At 72.9% G+C, this 16,239-nt stretch carries 13 protein-coding genes; 10 read left to right on the forward strand and 3 right to left on the reverse strand.

Going from position 1 to position 16,239, the window contains the following annotated elements; genetic code table 11:
• Nucleotides 1–1,432: 1,432 nt before the first annotated feature.
• Nucleotides 1,433–1,906 (reverse strand): hypothetical protein, encoded by a 474-nt coding sequence (locus MQN93_RS01420; protein ID WP_016431966.1) that lies wholly within the window; start codon nucleotides 1,904–1,906, stop codon nucleotides 1,433–1,435.
• A gap of 253 nt (nucleotides 1,907–2,159) precedes the next feature.
• On the opposite strand from MQN93_RS01420, the gene cyc2 reads away from it, so the two are divergent.
• Nucleotides 2,160–4,331, forward strand: coding sequence for a germacradienol/geosmin synthase Cyc2 (cyc2, locus tag MQN93_RS01425; protein ID WP_242707937.1), 2,172 nt, complete (start codon nucleotides 2,160–2,162; stop codon nucleotides 4,329–4,331).
• Nucleotides 4,332–4,447: 116 nt separating this feature from the next.
• Entirely contained in the window at nucleotides 4,448–6,331 is a 1,884-nt protein-coding gene (gene phsA, locus MQN93_RS01430) for an O-aminophenol oxidase PhsA (RefSeq protein WP_242707938.1), read from the forward strand.
• Here the strand turns inward: phsA and MQN93_RS01435 are convergent.
• The gene (locus MQN93_RS01435) at nucleotides 6,319–7,071 is read right to left on the reverse strand and encodes a CTP synthase C-terminal region-related (seleno)protein (RefSeq protein WP_242707939.1); all 753 of its coding nucleotides are present in this window, start codon (nucleotides 7,069–7,071) and stop codon (nucleotides 6,319–6,321) included. The genes phsA and MQN93_RS01435 overlap by 13 nt on opposite strands.
• An 88-nt stretch (nucleotides 7,072–7,159) precedes the next feature.
• On the opposite strand from MQN93_RS01435, the gene MQN93_RS01440 reads away from it, so the two are divergent.
• The 5 genes from MQN93_RS01440 (at nucleotide 7,160) to MQN93_RS01460 (ending at nucleotide 11,739) form a co-directional block, all read left to right on the forward strand.
• The gene (locus MQN93_RS01440; RefSeq protein WP_242707940.1) at nucleotides 7,160–8,026 is read left to right on the forward strand and encodes a LysR family transcriptional regulator; all 867 of its coding nucleotides are present in this window, start codon (nucleotides 7,160–7,162) and stop codon (nucleotides 8,024–8,026) included.
• Nucleotides 8,027–8,132: 106 nt separating this feature from the next.
• Nucleotides 8,133–8,711 carry a PDZ domain-containing protein gene (locus MQN93_RS01445; RefSeq protein WP_242707941.1) on the forward strand — a complete coding sequence of 193 codons (579 nt, stop codon included), beginning with the start codon at nucleotides 8,133–8,135 and terminating at the stop codon, nucleotides 8,709–8,711.
• A 109-nt stretch (nucleotides 8,712–8,820) separates the two neighbouring features.
• Nucleotides 8,821–9,444 carry a LysE family translocator gene (locus MQN93_RS01450; protein WP_242707942.1) on the forward strand — a complete coding sequence of 208 codons (624 nt, stop codon included), beginning with the start codon at nucleotides 8,821–8,823 and terminating at the stop codon, nucleotides 9,442–9,444.
• A gap of 179 nt (nucleotides 9,445–9,623) precedes the next feature.
• The gene (locus MQN93_RS01455) at nucleotides 9,624–10,751 is read left to right on the forward strand and encodes an aminopeptidase P family protein (RefSeq protein WP_242707943.1); all 1,128 of its coding nucleotides are present in this window, start codon (nucleotides 9,624–9,626) and stop codon (nucleotides 10,749–10,751) included.
• A gap of 49 nt (nucleotides 10,752–10,800) precedes the next feature.
• Nucleotides 10,801–11,739 (forward strand): aminoglycoside phosphotransferase family protein, encoded by a 939-nt coding sequence (locus tag MQN93_RS01460; protein ID WP_242707944.1) that lies wholly within the window; start codon nucleotides 10,801–10,803, stop codon nucleotides 11,737–11,739.
• Between the two features lie 95 nt (nucleotides 11,740–11,834).
• Here the strand turns inward: MQN93_RS01460 and treZ are convergent, their stop codons facing one another.
• Nucleotides 11,835–13,580, reverse strand: a complete 1,746-nt coding sequence (treZ, locus tag MQN93_RS01465; protein WP_242707945.1) for a malto-oligosyltrehalose trehalohydrolase — start codon at nucleotides 13,578–13,580, stop codon at nucleotides 11,835–11,837.
• A 173-nt stretch (nucleotides 13,581–13,753) separates the two neighbouring features.
• Here treZ and MQN93_RS01470 point away from each other — a divergent pair, with 173 nt between their 5' ends.
• From MQN93_RS01470 to MQN93_RS01480, 3 genes are all read left to right on the forward strand, one after another.
• Nucleotides 13,754–14,305 carry an FHA domain-containing protein gene (locus tag MQN93_RS01470; RefSeq protein WP_242707946.1) on the forward strand — a complete coding sequence of 184 codons (552 nt, stop codon included), beginning with the start codon at nucleotides 13,754–13,756 and terminating at the stop codon, nucleotides 14,303–14,305.
• Nucleotides 14,306–14,526: 221 nt separating this feature from the next.
• Nucleotides 14,527–15,819, forward strand: coding sequence for a M14 family zinc carboxypeptidase (locus MQN93_RS01475; RefSeq protein WP_372504244.1), 1,293 nt, complete (start codon nucleotides 14,527–14,529; stop codon nucleotides 15,817–15,819).
• Nucleotides 15,816–16,232 (forward strand): SSI family serine proteinase inhibitor, encoded by a 417-nt coding sequence (locus tag MQN93_RS01480; RefSeq protein ID WP_016431953.1) that lies wholly within the window; start codon nucleotides 15,816–15,818, stop codon nucleotides 16,230–16,232. The genes MQN93_RS01475 and MQN93_RS01480 overlap by 4 nt, the downstream gene beginning before the upstream one ends.
• The last annotated feature ends 7 nt before the right edge of the window (nucleotides 16,233–16,239 follow it).

Consider the following 16,239-nt stretch of genomic DNA (forward strand, 5'->3'; position numbering starts at 1 on the left):
GAGGCGTCAGTTGGCCCAGCCGTGTGGCCGGCGGCGTGAGGTGATGCCGTCGTGCCACCGGAGGTGTGAGCTGGCCCGGTCGGGGTGTCGGTGGTGCGAGTTGACTCGGCCGCGTGGTCAGTGGCGCGAGGTGATTCTGTCGCCGCACCGGAGGCGCGAGCTGGCCCGGCCGTGTAGTCAGCGGCGTGAGGTAGTGCCGTCGTGCCACCGGAGGTGTGAGCTGGCCCTGCCGCGGTGTCGGTGGCGCCAGTTGGCCCAGTCGTGTGGTCAGCAGCGCGAGGCGACTCCGCCGTCCCATCGGAGGTGCGAGTCGGCCCTGCCGCGGTGTCGGTAGCGCGAGTTGGCTCGGCCGTATGGTCGGCGGCCTGAGGTGACTCCGCCACCGCACCGGAGGTGTGCGTCGGCCCGGCCGCGTGGTCAGCGGTGTGAGGTGATGTCGACGGAGCGTCGGGGGTGCGAGGTGGTTTTGTCCCGTCCGCGGCGGTGTCCGTGCCCTCCGTGGGGGTGAGCGCGTGCCACGTCATTACTGCGAGGGTGTGGGCCAGGTGGCGGTCGGTGGGGGTGGAGCGTGTGGCGTCGGTGATCACTGCGATGCCGTCCTCGCGACGGCCGCTCAGGCAGAGGGCGACCGCGTGGGGAAGGGTGAACTCGCGGTTGCCGGGGGCCAGTTGGCGGGCCCGGTCGAGCAGGGCCGCGGCCCGGTTCCAGTCGTCGGCCGCGCGCCGGCGCCCCTTCGGCCCGGTGGCACCGGCGCGTTCCATGGCGGACCGAGCTGCCGTGCCGAGCCGCCGGGCGACGTCCGGTGCCGTGGCGCCCGACAGGGCTGCCAGCACCCAGCGGGCCTCCGCGTCGAGTGGGCCGATGCGCTCCGCGGAGCGTAAGTCGGCGAGCGCGTCGGTGGGCCGGCCGAGCCGTACGCGAACGTGGGCGCGCTGCACGAGGCTCGGCGCGTCACCGGGCCACCGCTCCACCACCTCGGTGAACCTCAGCTCGGCCAGCTCGTAGGCGTCCCGGTCCTGCGCTCCCCGGTGGGCGGCGGCGCAGCCCAGCCAGTACAGCGGCCCCCGATCCGCCGGCCGCAACCGCACCGCCCGCCTGAACTCCCTCTCGGCTCGGTCCGCATCCTCCATCCAGAGCGCCACCCGACCCAGGCCGATGTGCGTTCGGGAGGCGAGGTGGGAGGGTGCGCCGTCTTCAGCTGCAGCTACGCCAGTTGCAGGTGCCGTACACCCGAGGCCCCCCTCTGCACTGCCGTCCTCCAGCGGACCGACCTCCGCCAGCACCGCATGGAACGCCCGTGCCGCCGCCGTCAGATCTCCCGCGGCCAGAAGGGCTTCCCCTTGCTCGCAGTTGCGCAGGATCCGCCTCGGCGCGGTGGGCCGCGCATCCGATGCGTGGTGCACGTCGTCGTACGCCACTTCGCCGCCGCGCCTCAGCCCGCCGCCTCGTCCAGTTCGGAGCGCCACCTGCCGCGCGCGAGGTCGTAGTGCAGGGGCCCGACGCCGAACCCGCTCAGATCGAGTGCCGTGAGTTCCTCGTACGCACGCTGCGGCAGGTCCGCCTCCAGGACGATCCGCAGCCCGGTCCGCTCGTCCTGCAGCACCAGTGGCCGGGGCGCCGCGGCCGGTGCGGTCGCCCCGCGCCGGACCAGACGTGCCACGAGATCCCGCAGTGCGCGGTAACCGTCCTTGACGGCCTCGCCGCCCAGCCCGCTGAGGAAGGCCTGCAGGGGCAGTGACACGAGCACCAGCCACTGCAGGTCGGCCGGGCCGCGGTGGTCGAGCGTCCGCCGGACACGGACCGCGGGCGCACCCAGTTCCCCGAACCCGGCGGTCAGTTCCCGCTCCAGCTCCGCGGAGACGTCGTGGGTGAGCAGCAGCTCCGCGCGCAGCGGTGCCTCGGTCATGACGGCCTACCTCCCCCGGGCCGCAGGCGGCCGGTCGGCTTCCATGTGGCGATCGAGCCTAGGCCCCACAGATCGCCCTCCGCCACCTGAACGCCCTTGCCTTCACCCCTACTTGGCAGTACTGCCACAGACGTCCGGCTGCAGGCGGCGCCGGAGGCCGCCCACGCGCGCGTGCCGATCGGTGATTCACGCGATGGTGTGATCATGTCCGGCCCCGAGGATGCCGCCGCGAACCCCCGGGTAGGGCCCGGCCATGACGCAACAGCCGTTCGAGCTCCCGCACTTCTACATGCCGTATCCCGCGCGGCTGAACCCTCATGTCGAACAGGCCCGGACCCATTCGACCGAGTGGGCGCGCGCGATGGGCATGCTGGAGGGGTCGGGGGTCTGGGAGCAGTCCGACCTGGAGGCCCATGACTACGGACTGCTCTGTGCGTACACCCATCCCGAGTGCGACGGCCCGGCCCTTTCCCTGATCACCGACTGGTACGTGTGGGTCTTCTTCTTCGACGACCACTTCCTGGAGATCTTCAAGCGCACCCAGGACCGCGCCGGCGGCAAGGCCCATCTGGACCGGCTCCCGCTGTTCATGCCGATGGACCTCGAAACCCCGATGCCCGAGCCGCGCAACCCGGTGGAGGCGGGTCTCGCCGACCTGTGGAGGCGCACCGTGCCCGCCATGTCCGCGAACTGGCGCCGCCGTTTCGCCGTGGCCACCGAGCACCTGCTCAACGAGTCCCTGTGGGAGCTGTCCAACATCAACGAGGGGCGGATCGCCAACCCCGTCGAGTACATCGAGATGCGCCGCAAGGTGGGCGGCGCCCCCTGGTCGGCGGGGCTCGTGGAGTACGCGACGGCCGAGGTCCCCGCCGCGGTCGCCGGTACGCGGCCGCTGAGGGTGCTGATGGAGACGTTCGCCGACGCCGTCCATCTGCGCAACGACCTCTTCTCCTACCAGCGCGAGGTCGAGGACGAGGGCGAGAACAGCAACGGCGTGCTCGTCCTGGAGACCTTCTTCGGCTGCACCACCCAGGAGGCCGCCGACACCGTCAACGACATCCTCACCTCGCGCCTGCACCAGTTCGAGCACACCGCCCTGACCGAAGTGCCCGCTCTGGCCCTGGAGAGGGGTCTCACCCCGCCCGAGGTGGCGGCCGTCGCGCAGTACACCCGGGGACTGCAGGACTGGCAGTCCGGCGGTCACGAGTGGCATCTGCGCTCCAGCCGCTACATGAACGCCCGCGCGCGGGCGGCGAATCCGTGGCACGGCCCGTCCGTCCCCGGCTCGTCCGCCGACGTCAGCGCCCTGCTCGCGGCGGCCGGCGCCGAGCGCCTGCGCGCGTACACGCACGTGCCGTACCAACAGGTCGGGCCGTCCCTGCTGCCCGACTTCCCGATGCCGTACCAGGTCGAGGTGAGCCCGCATCTGGACGCGGCCCGGCCCCGGCTCACCGCCTGGATGCACGAAATGGGGATGCTGCAGGAGGGCGTCTGGGACGAGGACAAACTCGCCGCCTACGACCTCCCGTTGTGCTCCGCGGGCATCGACCCGGACGCGACGCCCGAGGCCCTGGACCTCAGCTCCCGGTGGCTCGCCTGGGGGACGTACGCCGACGACTACTACCCGCTCGTGTACGGCAACCGCCGCGACCTGGCCGCGGCGCGCCTGACCACCCGGCGCCTCGCCGACTGCATGCCCCTCGACGGCGAGGCGGCCTGCGCCCCGGTGAACGGCATGGAGCGCGGCCTCGCCGACCTGTGGGCGCGTACGACGGCGGAGATGGCCCCGGACGAACGGCGCACGCTCAAGGACGCGGTGAACGCGATGACCGAGAGCTGGGTGTGGGAGCTGTCGAACCAACTGCAGCACCGCATCCCCGACCCGGTCGACTATCTGGAGATGCGCCGCGCCACCTTCGGCTCCGACCTCACCCTGAGCATGTGCCGCATGGGTTACGGTCCAGCCATCGCACCCGAGGTCTACTGCAGCGGCCCGGTCCGCTCACTGGAGAACGCGGCCATCGACTACGCCTGCCTCGTCAACGACGTCTTCTCGTACCAGAAGGAGATCCAGTACGAGGGCGAGATCCACAACGCGATCCTCGTCGTGCAGAACTTCTTCGGCGTCGAGTACCCGACCGCGCTCGGTGTCGTCCACGACCTGATGACCCAGCGCATGGGGCAGTTCCAGCATGTCATCGCACACGAACTGCCCGTGTTGAAAAGGGATTTCGGCCTCTCCGGGCAGGAGTGCGCGGCCTTGGACGGCTATGTGCGGGACCTGCAGCACTGGCTGGCCGGCATCCTGCACTGGCACCGGTCGGTGGACCGATACAAGCCCGACTTCCTGGCCCGCCGCGCCCACGGCTTCCTCCCGGACCGGCGGCCCGCCACCGTGCCCGTCCCCGCCGTGCCCGTCCGGTAGTGGCTTGAATCCTTCACCCTTTCGGGCGGAAGGGGGCATTCACGGAACTTCGGCGCAGTGCCAGGAGTCTGCCCAAGTGAAGGGAACGAACAACAGAACACACGGGGGTGTTCGACTTGACCGACATCATCGAGAGGATCACGCAGGCGGGAACGCAGGAGGACGCACCGGCTCCTGACGAACTGACGCCGTATGCCGCCCGGTTGCCCGTCCCGCCGGTCCTGCGCCCGGCCTCGGACGACGTGCTGCACGAGACCGAGATCGCCCTGCGCCCGGCCTGGATCCGGCTGCACCCGCAGCTCCCGCCGACCCTGATGTGGGGCTACGACGGGCAGGTGCCGGGCCCGACCCTGGAGGTGCGCCGCGGACAGCGCGTCCGCATCGCCTGGACCAACCGCATCCCCAAGGACAGCGAGTACCCGGTCACTTCGGTGGAGGTGCCCCTGCGCGCGCCCGGCACCCCGCCGGCTTCGACGGAGCCCGGCCGCGAGGGCGTCGAACCGAACAAGGACGTAGCGGCCCTGCCCGCCTGGACGGTCACGCATCTGCACGGAGCGCAGACGGGCGGCGGCAACGACGGCTGGGCGGACAACGCGGTCGGAGTCGGCGACGCCCAGCTCTCCGAGTACCCGAACGACCACCGGGCGGTCCAGTGGTGGTACCACGACCACGCCATGAACATCACCCGGTGGAACGTCCAGGCGGGCCTGTACGGCACCTATCTGATCCGCGACGACGAGGAGGACGCCCTCGGGCTCCCCTCCGGCCACCGGGAGATCCCGCTGCTCCTCGCGGACCGCAACCTCGACACCGACGAGGACGGCCGGCTCAACGGCCGGCTGCTGCACAAGACGGTGATCGTCCAGCAGCAGAACCCGGAGACGGGCAAGCCCGTCTCGATCCCGTTCACCGGCCCGTACACCACGGTCAACGGCCGCATCTGGCCCTACGCCGAGGTGGACGACGCCTGGTACCGCTTCCGGCTCGTGAACGCGTCGAACGCGCGCATCTACGAGCTGGTCCTCGTCGACGAGGACGACAACCCGGTCCCGGGCATCGTCCACCAGATCGGCAGCGACGGCGGACTGCTGCCGCGCCCGGTCCCGGTCGACTTCGACGAGGCGCTGCCGACGCTGACCGCGGCCCCGGCCGAGCGCTTCGACCTGCTGGTCGACTTCCGGGGGCTGGCCGGGAAGAAGCTGCGTCTGGTCAACAAGGGGCCAGGACAGGCCCCGGGCGTGCCCGACCCGGTGAACGACGTGCGGTATCCGGCCGTCATGGAGTTCCGGGTGGGCGCGAGCGGCGAGGCGGACCCCTTCGAGCTGCCCGAGGTGCTCTCCGGCTCCTTCCGCCGGCTCACCCACGACATCGAGCACGGCCACCGTCTGGTCGTCCTCACCCCGCCCGCCACCAAGGGCGGCGGCGGACACCCGGAGATCTGGGAGATGACCGAGGTCACCGACCCCGGCGACATCCGGGTCCCCACCGACGGCATCATCCAGCTCAAGGGCGCGGACGGCACGACGAAGACGTACCGCCGCATCTCCCGGACGTTCAACGACGCCCTGGGCTTCACCGTCGCCGAGGGCTCCTACGAGCAGTGGAGCTTCCTCAACCTCGCGCCGATCGTCCACCCGATGCACATTCACCTGGCCGACTTCCAGCTGCTGGGCCGGGACGCCTACGACGTCTCGGGCTTCGACCCCGCGGTCGGCGGCACCCGCGCGCCGATCGCGTACGACCCGGCGACCACGATCCCCCTGGCACCGAACGAACTCGGCCACAAGGACGTCTTCCGCGTGCCCGGGAACCAGATCCTGCGCGTCATGGGGAGGTTCGACGGCGCGTACGGCCGGTTCATGTACCACTGCCACCTCCTCGAACACGAGGACATGGGCATGATGCGGCCCTTCGTCGTCATGCCGGAGGAGGCGATGAAGTTCGACCACGGCGGGGCGCACGGCGGCCATGACGGCCACGGCGCGGGTCACACGGGCTGACCCTCGCGGCGCGCCGCATGCGCCACCGCGGCTCGTGCCAGCGCCCGGACCATCGGGTGCGGGCGCGAGCCGTCGCCGGCCAGCTCGGGCTGGAAGAGCGAGGCCAGGAAGAAGGGATGGCCGGGGAGTTCGGCGATCCGGACATGACCGTCCTCGTCGTGCCCGGAGAAGCGCAATCCGTGCGCGCGCAGGGGGTCGAGACGGCGTGAGGGGCCGTAGGCGCAGAAGTACCGCTCGACCGTGCGCTCCGAGCCGAGCACCGACTGGGCCAGCGAGCCGGGTTCGACCAGGACGGTTCCCTCGTGGCCCACGAGGGAGCAGGACAGCGGTTCGATGAGCGGGTCCTCGGCGCCGGGGTCGCTCTCGGCGTGCGCCGCCCGCGTCAGGCCGCACACGTTCCGGGCGTACTCCAGCAGCGCGTGCTGGAAACCGGCGCACGTCCCGAGGAAGGGGATGCCCTGCGTGCGCGCGGTCCGGATCGCGGCGAGCACTCCGGCCTCACTGCGGTAGGGACTGCCGGGCACCACCCACACGGCGTCGAAGCCATGCACGGCGTCCTCGGCCACGGCGTCCTCGGAGGGGATCCAGTAGGCGTCCAGGACGAGCCGGTCGCGCTCGGCGAGCGCGTCGAGCAGAAGCGGGATACGGGTGTGGGACACGACCCCCGGCGAGCGGTCGCCGACCAGGGCGACACGGGCGACACGGGCGCTGCGGACGGTCCCTGCTGCGGAGTTCGTCATGCCCGCCATCCTGGGCGCCACCCCTCGATCGCGTCCAACGATGATTTCTGCACCGCCGATAAGCAAGGCTGATGAGACTCTGGTGCGCATGGACCCGCACCTCCTGCGCACCTACGTCACCGTCGCCCGCGTCGCCTCCTTCTCCGAGGCCGCCCGCGAGCTGGGGTACACCCAGTCGGCGGTGTCCCAGCACATCGCCGCGCTGGAACAGGACCTCGGCACGCCCCTGCTGACCCGCCGCCCCGTGGCGCCGACCGCCGCCGGCGAGCGGCTCCTCGAACACGCAGGGCCGCTGCTGCTGCGCCTGGACGCGGCGCGCGCCGACGTCGTACGGATCGCGGCGGCGCCCGAGCACGGCCTCACGCTCGCCGCCGCCCCCACCGCACTCACCGCGGACGCCGTCGCGGCGCTCCCGGCCGCCGGTGTGACCCTGCGTGTGCTGCCCCGCGACGAGGTCCCCGCCGCCGTCGCCACCGGCACGGCCGGCATCGGCCTGGTCGACGGACTTGCCGCCCCCAGCGACCCGCTGCGGCTGCCCGACGTGGCGCCCCTGACCACGCGCGGCGTGGGCGAGGAACCCGTGTGCGTCCTGCTGCCCACCGGGCATCCCCTGGCCCGCCGCCGGGGCCTGCGCCTGGCCGACCTCGCCGACGCCCGCTGGCTGGACGCCCCCGACGCCGGTCTGCCGATCGCCCACCTGCGTGCCGCGAGCGGCGGCCGCGGTTTCCGCCCCGCCCTGCGCTACGACGGCACCGACGTCCGCACCCTCACCGCGCTCGCCGCCGCGGGCCACGGCCTGACCCTGCTGCCCCGCTCGGCGGCGAAGGACGTACCCGGCGCGGTCGCCGTCCCTCTCACCCACCCCCGCGTCGTCCACCGGACGGAACTGGTGTGCGCGGGCTCACCCGGCGGGGCGGCGGCCGCGCTCGCGAAGGCGCTGGGCGCACGGGGGTGACCAGGCGCGCCGCCCCGCCTGTCGCGGCCGGCCGCCGGTCAGTCTCACTCGTTCGTGGCTCGTCGTGCGCCGGAGCGCCGGGTAGTGCTCCAGCCGGAGGCGATCGATGGAACAGACTGCGTTGCGACCCAAGCCGATGCCCGGCCAGGACCCTGGTCGCGGCACCCGATCCGGCGTTCCCGTCCGGCGTCCGCACGCCGCGCGCAGGCGGGCGCGGCGGCTGCGGGCCGTGCTGTTCGGCCTGCTCGTCGGGTCGGTCCTGGTGCTGTCCGGGGTGGGCATCGGCACCGTCGGCGCCACCGTGATCGGGATGAGCAAGCTCGCCGACCTGCAGCGGCGAGCCCCCCAGTCGCCGCCCGCGGTGTCCCGCTCCGCCGCCTCCACCGCGACCGCGACCCCGCCCGGGTCCCCCGCACCCGCCGCCGCGACCCTCGGCCTGGAGGCGGTCGACGCGGAGAAGGCGGGAGCCCTGATCGTCGCCGTCCACGTCCCCGGCCCCGGCTACTCGGCGGGCCTGGTCCGCGGTGACGTACTGCTCACCTTCGGCAGGATCCGCATCGACACGGCCGCCGACCTCGCCCGCGCCGTCGCACACGCCCGCCCCGGCACCGGCGTCACCCTGACGGTCCGTCACCGCAGCGGCGGCTACCAGCAGTTGGCGGTGGTCCCGGGATTCGTCATGTGAGGCCCCGCGGGAAACGCGCGGCGGCACCTCCGCCGGGCGCGCGAGGAGCGTCGTGGGCGCCCGGGAAAAACGGTGGCCGGGCCGGGCGCCAGAAGCCACGATGGCCCTCATGTGGAGCACCCTCCTCGCCTTCCTCGGCGCCTGCACGCTCATCGCGGCCTCGCCCGGCCCCAGCACCGTGCTGATCATCAAGCAGTCGCTGCGCGGCAGACGCTCCGGCTTCCTCACCGTCCTCGGCAACGAGACCGGCGTCTTCATCTGGGGCGTCGTGGCCGCGCTCGGCCTGACCGCGCTGCTCGCGGCCTCCGAGGTGGCCTACGACGTGATGCGGATCGCCGGCGCGGTCGTCCTGGTCGGCTTCGGCATCCAGGCACTGCGGCAGGCACGCCGGGCCAAGGGCACGCCCGGGGACACGCCCTGGGAGACCACGCAGAAGAGCGGCTGGGCGGCCTACCGCGGCGGGCTGCTGATGAACCTCGCCAACCCCAAGGCGGCGATCTTCGCCATGTCCTTCCTGCCGCAATTCGTGCCAGCGGGCGCCCCGCATCTCGCGACGATGGTCGGACTGTCCGCGCTGTGGGCGGTCTACGAGGTCGGCTACTACAGCCTGTACGTGTGGTTCGTGGGCCGGATGCGGGCCGCCCTGTCCCGCGCCGGGGTGCGCCGGCGCCTGGAGCAGGTCTCCGGCGGCGTGCTGCTGCTCCTCGGCGTGCGCCTCGCCCTGGAGAGCTGACGGATGCGCGGCGCGGCCCCCGACATGCCCGGCGCGGCCGACGACCTGCCCGGCGCGGCCGGCGACCTGCCCGGCGCAGGGTGCGAAAGACCCGCAGACCGGTCGCGCGGCCCCCGCTGTGCGGGCAGGATGCTGCCCGTAGTCCCTTGTGGTCCCCTCATCTGCCTCTGGAGGCTCGGATGACCGGCAGCACGCGCCTGCCCTTCACCGCCGACGACTACCGGTCCCGTATGGACCGCGCCGCGCGGAGCGCCGCCGACGCCGGGCTCGACGGGCTCCTGGTGGCGCCGGGACCCGACCTCGTGTGGCTGACCGGCTACGCGCCCACCGCGGTCACCGAACGCCTCACCCTGCTGGTCCTCGCGCAGGGCCGCGCCCCCGTCCTGGTCGTCCCCACGCTGGAGGCACCCGACGCCGCGAAGGCCCCCGGAGCGCCCGCTCTGAACCTGCGCGACTGGACCGACGGCAAGGACCCCTACGCCGCGACCGCCGCGCTGCTGTCCGGCGCCGGCCGCTTCGGCATCAGCGACAACGCCTGGGCGATGCATCTGCTCGGACTGCAGCGGGCGCTGCCCGGCACCTCCTACGACTCCCTGACCGAGGTCCTGCCGATGCTGCGCGCCGTCAAGGACGCGGCGGAACTGGAGCTGATGGCGGCCGCCGGCGCGGCCGCGGACCGGGCGTTCGAGGAGATCCGCAAGGTGCCCTTCGCCGGCCGCAGGGAGTCCGAGGTCGGCGCCGATCTCGCCGACCTGCTGCGGCAGTTCGGCCACTCCCAGGTCGACTTCACCATCGTCGCGTCCGGGCCGAACGGCGCCAACCCGCACCACGAGGTCGGCGACCGCGTCATCGAGTTCGGCGACATGGTCGTCCTCGACTTCGGCGGCCTGAAGGACGGCTACGGCTCCGACACCTCCCGCACCGTCCACGTCGGCGAACCCACCGAGGAGGAGCGCCGGGTGCACGACCTGGTGCGCGAGGCCCAGGAGGCGGGCTTCAAGGCGGTACGGCCGGGTGCCGCCTGCCAGGAGGTGGACCGGGCCGCACGCGCGGTGATCGCCGACGCCGGGTACGGCGAGTACTTCATCCACCGCACCGGCCACGGCATCGGCGTCACGACGCACGAGCCGCCGTACATGATCGAGGGCGAGCAGCAGCCCCTCGTGCCCGGCATGTGCTTCTCGGTGGAACCCGGCGTCTATCTGCCCGGCCGCTTCGGTGTGCGCATCGAGGACATCGTCACCGTCACCGAGGACGGGGGACGCCGGCTGAACGACACGACCCGCGAGATGGTCATAGTGGACTGAGCGACCACCAGGAGCCCCACCACACCCCCGAGCGACAACGGCGCGGACCATGACCCAGGCACCGACACCCACCGCGGACACCGTCCGCAGGCTGGTCAGTTCCCTGCTCAAGGACGGCGGGGGAGGCGCCGCGGGACCGGAGGTGCGGCCCGTCGCCGAGGGCGCCGGGCACTCCACCTGGTGGGTCGGCAGCCGCCATGTGCTGCGCCTGGCCCCGGACCGCGAGGCAGCCGTGCGGCAGCGTCGCGAGCTGCGTCTGCGCGACGTCCTGCGCCCGTATCTGCCGGTGGCCGTGCCGACCAGCGTGGCGCACGGCGAGTGGGCGCCCGGGCTGACGTACACGCTCGACACGAAGGTGCCGGGGGGGACGGGCGAGGAGCACGACGTGTCCGCCGTCGGCGAGGCCGACCTCGCGGGGCTGCTCGGCGGGCTGCGCGAGGTGCCCGCCCGGCAGGCCGAGGCGCTCGGCGTCCCGCGCGTCGCCCCGCGCTCCCTGGAGGCGCTGCGCCGGGCCGCCGAGCGTGCCGCCGAACGCCTGGGCGCGGCCGACGAGTTCGACCCCGCCCGGCTGCACCAGCTCACCGGGGCGGCGGCCGTCCAGCTCGCCGCCCAGCCCGGTACCGCGGTCCTCGTCCATCATGACCTCAGGGGCGAGCACCTGGTGGTCAGCGCCGACGGCCGGGTGCGCGGCGTCCTCGACTGGACCGACGTGGCCGTGGGCGACCCCGCCGAGGACATCGCGGGTCTTGCCCAGGCCGTCGGCTCACCGGCGGCCGTCCGCGCCGCCACCCTCGCCGGCTACGGCGCCCGCCCCTGCCTGCGCGGCCTCTGGCTGGCCCGCTGCGACACCACCACCCGCCTCGCCGAAGCCCTCCAGACCCACAACCCCGACACCCTGCCCCCACTCAGACTCCACCTGCGCCGAGCCTGGGAGCCGATCCTCCTGGAACGAGTGACGGACCTGAGAGACGGCGACGCAGACATCTGAACACCCGGCCGCACGCAACCACCTCCCGTACGGCGATGCCCACGCGACCGTTCAACCCTGCGCGCCCCTGCCTGCGCACCCTCTGGCCGGCCCCCTCACCCCTGCAGCAACACCACGCACGACTCCCCGGGCACCTGCAGCACCCCGTCCGTGCCCGGGGGCTCGACCGGTTCCCAGGCGGCGAGTACGCGGGCGTGGCGTGGGCCCAGGGGGATGGCGGCCGGTTCCTTGGAGAGGTTGACGGCGACTCGGACGTCCCCGCGGCGGAAGGCGAGCCAGCGTTGCTGTTCGTCGTAGGCCACCTTGGTGTCGGCGAGGTCGGGGTCGGTCAGGTCGGGCTGGGCGTGCCGGAGTGCGATGAGGCGGCGGTACCAGTCCAGCACGCGCGCGTGGGGCTCGTCGGCGGGCTCCGTCCAGTCGAGGCAGGAGCGGTCGCGGGTCGCCGGGTCCTGCGGATCCGGTACGTCCTCCTCCGCCCAGCCATGGGCCGCGAACTCCCGTCGCCTGCCCCGCCGTACGGCCTCGGCCAGTTCCGGATCGGTGTGGTCGGTGAAGAACTGCCAGGGCGTACCGGCCGCCCACTCCTCGCCCATGAACAGCATCGGCGTGAAGGGCGCCGTCAGCGTCAGCGTGGCCGCGCAGGCCAGCAGACCGGGGGAGAGCGTCGCCGAAAGCCGGTCGCCCAGCGCCCGGTTGCCCACCTGGTCGTGCGTCTGGCTGTAGCCGAGGAGCCGGTGCGCGCCCACGCGCGTGCGGTCGAGGGGGCGTCCGTGCCGGCGGCCGCGGAACGTCGAGTAGGTGCCGTCGTGGAAGTAGCCGCCGGTGAGCGTGCGCGCGAGCGCGGCGAAGGGAGCGCGCGCGAAGTCGCCGTAGTAGCCCTGGGACTCGCCGGTCAGGGCGGTGTGCAGGGCGTGGTGGAAGTCGTCGTTCCACTGCGCGTGCAGACCGAGCCCGCCCTGCTCGCGGGCGGTGATCAGCCGGGGGTCGTTCAGGTCCGACTCGGCGATCAGGAACAGCGGCCTGCCCAGGTCCGCCCCGAGCGCGTCCACGGCCGTCGACAGCTCTTCGAGGAAGGTGTACGCGCGCGTGTCCGCCAGGGCGTGCACGGCGTCCAGGCGCAGCCCGTCGACGCGGTAGTCGCGCAGCCAGGCCAGTGCGCTGCCGAGCAGATAGGCGCGCACCTCGTCCGAGCCCGGGGCGTCCAGATTGACGGCGGAGCCCCAGGGCGTGTGATGGGTGTCGGTGAAGTACGGGCCGAACGCGGGGAGGTAATTGCCCGAGGGGCCGAGGTGGTTGTGCACGACGTCCAGGACCACGCCCAGACCCAGCTCGTGCGCCCGGTCGACGAACCGTTTCAGCGCCTCGGGACCGCCGTACGGCTCGTGCACCGCCCACAGCGATACCCCCTCGTAGCCCCAGCCGTGCTGTCCCGGGAAGGGGCACAGCGGCATCAACTCGACGTGGGTGACGCCCAGTTCGACGAGATGCCCGAGCCGCTCGGCGGCCGCGTCCAGGGTGCCCTCGCGGGTGTACGTGCCCACATGGAGCTCGTAGAGCACCGCGCCGGGCAGCGGGCGCCCGGCCCACTCGGTGCGCCACGCGTACCGCCGGTGGTCGACGACCGCGCTCAGCCCGTCGGGACCGTCCGGCTGCCGGCGCGAGCGGGGATCGGGCAGCACGGGACCGTCGTCCAGCGCGAACCCGTACCGCGAGCCGTCCTGCGCCTCGGCGTCCCCCCGCCACCACCCCTCCCGCTGCGGATCGCGCTCCAACGCGCGCGTGGCGCCGTCGCACCGGAGCGTCACACGGCCGGCCTGTGGTGCCCACACCTCGAACTGCACGGACGGTTCCCCTTCGTCTGCTCACCGTGATGTAGCCCGTCCATGGTGCTCCAAAAGAGATCAATGCGCCGTTGAATCCCCGTTTTGCGGCCGGTGTCGCCGTGGCACGCGCGCGGGGCGGGCCTTTTCTCGTTTTCTGGACACCCGGAGTTCGCTGACCGACAATCACGAACGTGACGTCGTCCTTCGAGTTCAACACGTACCCCGCGCGGCTGTCCGACGCGGAGCGCGACAAGGCGCTGAAGGTTTTGCGCGACGGCGTCGCCATGGGACGGCTGTCGCACGACACCTTCATCCACCGCATGGAGCTGGCGCTCGCCGCCCGCCGCCCGGACGAGCTCGCCGTGCTCACCGCCGACCTCCCCCAGGAGAGCCGCCTCGCGCGCATGGTGTTCGGCACCGTGGAGGCGGTCTCCGGCTTCACCGTACGGCTGCGCAGGGCCTGGCAGGCCGAGCGCCTGCCCAAGCTGCTGCTGCCGCACCCCGGCAGCGGATACCCGCTGCGCATCGGACGCGATCCGGCCAACGGCCTGCGCCTCACACATGAAACCGTGTCCCGCAGCCACGCCGAACTGACCCGCCAGGGCGGCATGTGGGTCCTGCGCGACCTCGGCTCGACCAACGGCACGACGGTGAACGGGCGGCGGGTCATCGGCGCCGCGGTCGTGCGCGAGGGCGACCAGGTCGGCTTCGGGCGGATGGCGTTCCGGCTCGCCGTCGACTGAGCCGCGCCTTAGCTTTGGCCTGAGCATGACACCGCGTTGACGTGCTGCGATGGCCCAAATCGGTTTCCCCTCCATGGTGTTGACGTACCCCCCAAGTCGTGACTGACTGTGCGTAGGCCATGCACATCAGGTGAACCGACGGCACCACATTGTGGAGGTGTGCCCTGCCGCCCCTCCTCCGCTATCCGACCGTCGACGAGCTCGGCGCGCGGGCGGCAGCAATGGTCGCCCGCCGTCCCGCGGACGCTCGTCTGCGCCGCGTCGGCACCTCCCGCGCGGGCCATCCGATGTGGCTGCTTTCCATCGGTCACGGCAGCCGGCAGGCCCTCGTCGTCGCCGGACCGCACGCCAATGAACCCGTCGGCGGCGGCACCGCCCTGCGGCTGGCCGAACGCGCGCTCGCCGACCCGCGGTTCACCGAGGGCTCCGACGCCACCTGGAACCTGCTGCTCTCCCTCGACCCCGACGGACTGCGCCGCAACGAGGGCTGGCTGCAGGGCCCGTACACCCTCGGCCGGTACTTCCGGAACTTCTTCCGGCCCGGCTTCCTCGAACAGCCCGAGTGGCTCCCCGACGGCGCGGCCGGCGCCGCCCTGCCCGAGACCCGCACCCTGCTGGAACTCCAGGACGAACTACGGCCCTTCCTGCAGTGCTCGCTGCACGGCGTCGACGTCGGCGGCGGCTTCGTCGAACTCACCCACGACCTGCCGGGCCTCGCGGGGCGGGTCGCGCACACCGCGACCCGCCTCGGCATCCCACGCGAACTCGGCCCGTACGACACGCTGTACTGGCCGAGCCTGGGCCCCGCCGTCTACCGCATCCCGCCGCCCCGGATCGGCGACCTGGCCGCGGCCATCACGGAGGCGGCCGTCGAGTCGACCTGGTTCCACCCCCACCGCCACGGCACCGTGACAGCGGTCGTCGAGGCGCCCATGTGGGGCGTGGCGGCCGTGGAGGACGGCTCATCGCCCGCCGACGCGGCAGCCGTCCTGCGCACGGTCAGCCACACGCTGCGCCGCGACACACGGCTCCTGGAGGCGCTGCTCGCACGGCTGCGGCCGCACCTCGCGGGAACCCCGGACGCGGCCCACCTGCTCGCCCCGGTGGACGACTATTTACTGGTCTGCCCCGGACTGGCCGACGCATGGGACCCCGACGTCGCGGACGGCGCGCGTCCGCTGCCGCCCCTCAGCAGCGCCCACCTGGCCGCCCTGCGGATCGCCGCACGACGGCTGGCGCTGCGCACGGCCGGGCTGCTGCACCAGCTCGTGACGGCCGCCGGCCGCGACCCGGCCGGTGTGCTGCCGGACCTGAACCGCTTCATCGAGGAATGGTGCGCCGACTACCGCGACGGCCTCGGGGCGCGCTGGATCCCCATCGCGCGCCAGGTGGAGTACCAGTCGCGCGTGGTGCTCGCCGCGTTCGAACTCGCCGGACGGTACGCGCCGGCGTGCTCTCGTTCGGGTGAGTCAGGCTGGGGTTCCCAGACGGCCGTGCCGATGCATCTGGAATGACGATCAGCACCAGAGCGAAAGCACTGCGCGGCGGTCTGCTCACGGCCGCCCTCCTCGCCGCGGGCGCGGCTCCGGCGCAGGCGGTCGCGCACGACTTCCCGCCGAACAACTGGCTCTACCTCACCGTCGCCAAGGGCGACGCCCGCGCCGGCCACCAGCACGGAACCCTGCTGATGTGCGACCCGCCCGAGGGACACACACGCGCCGCCGAGGCATGCGACGAACTCGCCGCGGTCGGCGGCGACATCTCCCGCCTCCCGGTGAAGGACGCCTTCTGCCCGATGGTCTACGCGCCCGTCACCGTCCACGCGCGCGGGGAGTGGAGCGGCCGCAAGGTCGACTACACCGAGACGTTCTCCAGTGCCTGCTTCATGACCGCGCGCACCGGCTCGGTCTTCGCACTGGACGGCTGAGCCCGGA

The organism is Streptomyces spinosisporus (assembly GCF_022698145.1).
GTDB lineage: Bacteria > Actinomycetota > Actinomycetes > Streptomycetales > Streptomycetaceae > Streptomyces > Streptomyces spinosisporus.

What these genes read in the sequence shown, in the direction of transcription:
- MQN93_RS01420 (WP_016431966.1), bottom strand. Translation starts at nt 1,906, where the DNA reads ATGACCGAGGCACCGCTGCGCGCGGAGCTGCTGCTCACCCACGACGTC.
- cyc2 (WP_242707937.1), top strand. Translation starts at nt 2,160, where the DNA reads ATGACGCAACAGCCGTTCGAGCTCCCGCACTTCTACATGCCGTATCCC.
- MQN93_RS01435 (WP_242707939.1), bottom strand. Translation starts at nt 7,071, where the DNA reads ATGACGAACTCCGCAGCAGGGACCGTCCGCAGCGCCCGTGTCGCCCGT.
- MQN93_RS01440 (WP_242707940.1), top strand. Translation starts at nt 7,160, where the DNA reads ATGGACCCGCACCTCCTGCGCACCTACGTCACCGTCGCCCGCGTCGCC.
- MQN93_RS01445 (WP_242707941.1), top strand. Translation starts at nt 8,133, where the DNA reads ATGGAACAGACTGCGTTGCGACCCAAGCCGATGCCCGGCCAGGACCCT.
- MQN93_RS01450 (WP_242707942.1), top strand. Translation starts at nt 8,821, where the DNA reads ATGTGGAGCACCCTCCTCGCCTTCCTCGGCGCCTGCACGCTCATCGCG.
- MQN93_RS01455 (WP_242707943.1), top strand. Translation starts at nt 9,624, where the DNA reads ATGACCGGCAGCACGCGCCTGCCCTTCACCGCCGACGACTACCGGTCC.
- MQN93_RS01460 (WP_242707944.1), top strand. Translation starts at nt 10,801, where the DNA reads ATGACCCAGGCACCGACACCCACCGCGGACACCGTCCGCAGGCTGGTC.
- MQN93_RS01475 (WP_372504244.1), top strand. Translation starts at nt 14,527, where the DNA reads ATGGTCGCCCGCCGTCCCGCGGACGCTCGTCTGCGCCGCGTCGGCACC.
- MQN93_RS01480 (WP_016431953.1), top strand. Translation starts at nt 15,816, where the DNA reads ATGACGATCAGCACCAGAGCGAAAGCACTGCGCGGCGGTCTGCTCACG.